We start from the raw sequence: 3,697 nt of genomic DNA, 5'->3' as shown, positions 1-3,697 counted from the left end.
GGTCATGCTGAACGGCAAACTTGTCCGTCTGCCAATAAATGTTGTTGTTCAGATGCTTTCGGGAATGAATGCCGATCAGGTGAGCACCATTGAAATAATCAGCAATCCCCCTTCCCAATATGATGCTGAGGGAAATGCAGGGTTGATCAATATCATCAGTACCCAAAACCTGGAAATGGGAACCAACGGCTCTTTTTCAGGAAACTTTGGGACCTCATTTGATCAAGAAACCCTCGAAAGATTTGGAGGATCGATGAATATCAATCATCGTGGGAGAAAAGTGAGTTTTTATCTGAATGCTTCGGCGCGAAGAGAACATTATTTGATGTTGACCACCAATAATCGAATTATAAATCCAAATGGTGTGGAAATCCGCAGTGATTCCGAATATGAAAGGGATTTTATGGTTTGGACACTGAACGGTCAGGGTGGATTTGAAATTGCCTTGAATGCCAATACTTCCTTCGGCGGACAGATTACAGGCATAAGCACCAAAGAGGATCAGGTTGCCTTTGGACAGACTGAAATCAGTCATTCAAATCACCTGAATACCAGGATTGGTGTAAAAGATCTGGAAAGAAACCATTGGTGGGGATATGGAACCAATCTATATTTTACCCATAAATTTCCAAAAGGTGGCTTTCTGACTTTTGACCTGGATTATCTTTATTATTTTCACAACAATCCACATGATTACCGTTTCAAGTATTCATTTTATCCTGAGCAATCTGAAGAGGAGGAATTGTTGGTGAATGATAAACATACACCGATACACATCAAGGTGGCCAAATCAGATTTTCAACAAAAACTGAATGACAACCTATCGATGGAAATGGGACTGAAAGGCACTTTATCTGATATAGAGAATAAAATTGAAGCCAATAGATTTCAGAACAATACTTGGTTTAAGGATTCAGAACTCAGTCAGCATGTCCTGATGAAAGAAAATATAGGAGCTGCTTATCTAAGCTTTGATGCAGATCTAGATCGTAAAACCAAAATGCAGGCAGGGCTTAGGTATGAGCATACCTATACCCATCTTGAAAATTTTACAAGGGAACCCATACTGGAAAGAAATTATGGGAATCTTTTTCCGAATTTTTCACTCAGCAGGGAGTTCAACGAAGACCTCAAAATCATGGCCTCTTATGGACGAAGAATTACAAGACCAACCTACAAGGATTTGGCTCCCGTTGTGACATTTTTTGATCCACTTAATTTATTAATTGGCAATATGGAATTATTTCCCGCGCTGTCTCAAAGCGTTCAGACAAATTTCCAATTCAAGAAATCCTATTCCTTGAATTTTGATTTCACCCAGATCAAAAACTCAATAGGTTGGAATATGTTGGTATTTCCAGATGAGAATAAACAACTGATACAAAAAACCAATTTTGACAACAGTAGAAATATTTCTCTTACTCTAAGTGCCCCCAATAACTTCACCGAATGGTGGGAAGGCAACAGTTCCATTCAGGCTGTCCATCAAAAGGTAAATTCAGTGAGCCAGGGAATCCTGATTGACAGAAACATGAACTACATTCATATCAATTCTACCCAGACATTCAGATTGGGCAGCGGATATTCCACGGAAATTTCCGGGTTTTATATCAGCTCACAGCTTTTTGGACTTCTTACATTGAAATCATTTGGGGCTTTGAATTTTGGGATTCAAAAAGAACTGAATGCCAACAAAGGAAGCTTTAAATTGGCAGCGGAGGATATTTTGTGGACAAACAGATTTTCGGTTAGAAACATCAATCCTCAAATCCGAACTGAGGCAGGTATTAGTGTTTTAAGGACTTCACGTCTCATTCGGCTGACCTACTCGAAAAATTTTGGTCTGTCAGGCATTCGTGCAGTGATGAAGGCTACAGGATCTGAAGAAGAAAGGAAAAGGGTACTGTAGTAGAATGGCACTATAAAGATTATTACAAATGACAACTGGATATTTTTTAGCAATTTTCAGTCTATTGCCAATTTATTTTTAGGTAGTTATCTGGGTGGTGATGAGGTCATTTTTCAAATATCTCCACCGGAAACTGATAAAGGAAATAATTACTCCTCAGAATATATTTGTTCATAATCTATTAGAGACATTTAAATTTTTTCTTCTAATATATTTTGGAATTTTAATTACTATCATCCGACTAAAATCAAAAATATCATAAAATCCCCCCTGATGTTCAAATTAGGGGGGATTTTTTGAATTCTCAAAAACACCCCCCTGCTGTAAACCGAATAATTCAAATTGTATTATTTTCAGATCCCTTTCTAAACCTAACAGTCTTCCTGACCTGACAAGCTTTATCAGCGAAATATAGGAACACATGTTAATGGCAGCCATGTTGACGATTGTCACAAACTGTTCAGCCTCTTTGCACTGCCTGTGAATTACAGAAAACAATAAATTGGCTATCAAAGCTATCCATACCTGAGTTTTGATCCCTTCCAAGCTGTCCGAGTAAAAATATCCCAATTCGAAGTTTTGCTTCAACTGCTTGAACAGAATTTCAATATTCCATCGGTATTTATATAGTAGGATTATTGTGTTTTCATTGTAGTCGAACATATTGGAAACAAACTCGAGTACCTTACCGCTAACGGGGTCTTTATATATCATCAGCCTGGCCTTTAAGGGCTCCTTTGACGGATTTAGCATGATTATTTGGTCAGAGATGATCCCTCCATCGGCATAATCACTGATGTGGTTTGTTTTTCCTTCCAGAACCTGATACTCCGCATTGTCATTGAGCCGGGTTACAAAATAGACTCCGTTGTCGCTCCACTTTTTCCATTTTCGGTACTTGACATATCCTTTGTCAAAGACATAAATCGTCCCTTTTTCGCCTTCAAGCTGTCCGAGAAAAGATTTGTCGTTGCAGGCTGCTTCGGTAATGTGTATCAGATCCGGTACTGAGCCGCCCAGCGGCAACTTGGCATGGATTTTAAGACCACCTTTCTTTTTGCCGGTTACAGGATTACGCCCCGCACCTTTATACACATCCACGAAAAGAGAAATTGTAGAAGAATCTACGAGCATGATTTTACCTGTATCCACCCGCTTGTCCAAAAAACTGGATTCTACTGGTCTCAGCTCTTCTTTATAATGATCCAGAAGATTCACGTATATCGATTCGAATACCGTACTGTCCCGGTTGATATTGGCATCACTGAGCGTACTGACCGCAGGAAGTTTATCTATACCAAGATATGTTAGCCGGTCTTCGAGGAATAGAAGGTTTTTACAAAGACTGTTAAGTGAATGACATTTGGTAACGACACCATAGAGCATAAAGACAAGTTGCTTCCATGTGGTCATGGTCTTATAATACCTGTCACTCAGGTGCTCAGACACACAGGAGTCAACAATTTGACGGGGAAGAAAAGAAAGTAGCTGACAAATTACCGGTTGACCCGCAAGATTTGTATTTTTGGCCATGATGTTTTTGGTGTGGTAACTTCAAACATCGTAAACTTTGGCGAGGTGTCAAAACCTCGCCATTGTACTTTTTCAAGATTATCAAAAACACTGCGTGTTTTTGTCGGATGACAGTAATTTTATATGAAAGAATTTCAAAAATTTTTGATTTTATCTCGGAGAGTATTATAACCTTTTAGAGAAGAGCTTAGATCAATTCTGTTTACTTTACTTCCGATTAGAATTTAAAAAAAAAGACATCATTTTTAGTATTAG

Annotated in this window: 2 protein-coding genes; one reads left to right on the top strand and one right to left on the bottom strand. The window is 38.6% G+C overall.

Translation table 11 applies throughout. The features are described from left to right. On the top strand, positions 1-1,909 hold a 1,909-nt coding region (locus ACEW8U_RS23205; RefSeq protein ID WP_373524440.1), incomplete at its 5' end, for an outer membrane beta-barrel protein. Positions 1,910-2,191: 282 nt separating this feature from the next. On the opposite strand, the gene ACEW8U_RS23200 is transcribed toward ACEW8U_RS23205, so the two are convergent. Further along, positions 2,192-3,442: an IS4 family transposase gene (locus ACEW8U_RS23200; protein ID WP_373524439.1), complete on the bottom strand. Its 1,251-nt coding sequence runs from the start codon at positions 3,440-3,442 to the stop codon at positions 2,192-2,194. Positions 3,443-3,697 lie beyond the last annotated feature (255 nt).

It is taken from the genome of Aquiflexum sp., from assembly GCF_041751335.1.
Classification (GTDB): Bacteria; Bacteroidota; Bacteroidia; order Cytophagales; family Cyclobacteriaceae; genus Aquiflexum.
The sequence above is the reverse complement of the archived record's forward strand: the minus strand, read 5'-3'. Positions and strand labels throughout refer to the sequence as shown.

Coding starts and splice junctions, on each gene's coding strand:
- ACEW8U_RS23200 (WP_373524439.1), bottom strand. CDS start 3,442: ATGGCCAAAAATACAAATCTTGCGGGTCAACCGGTAATTTGTCAGCTA.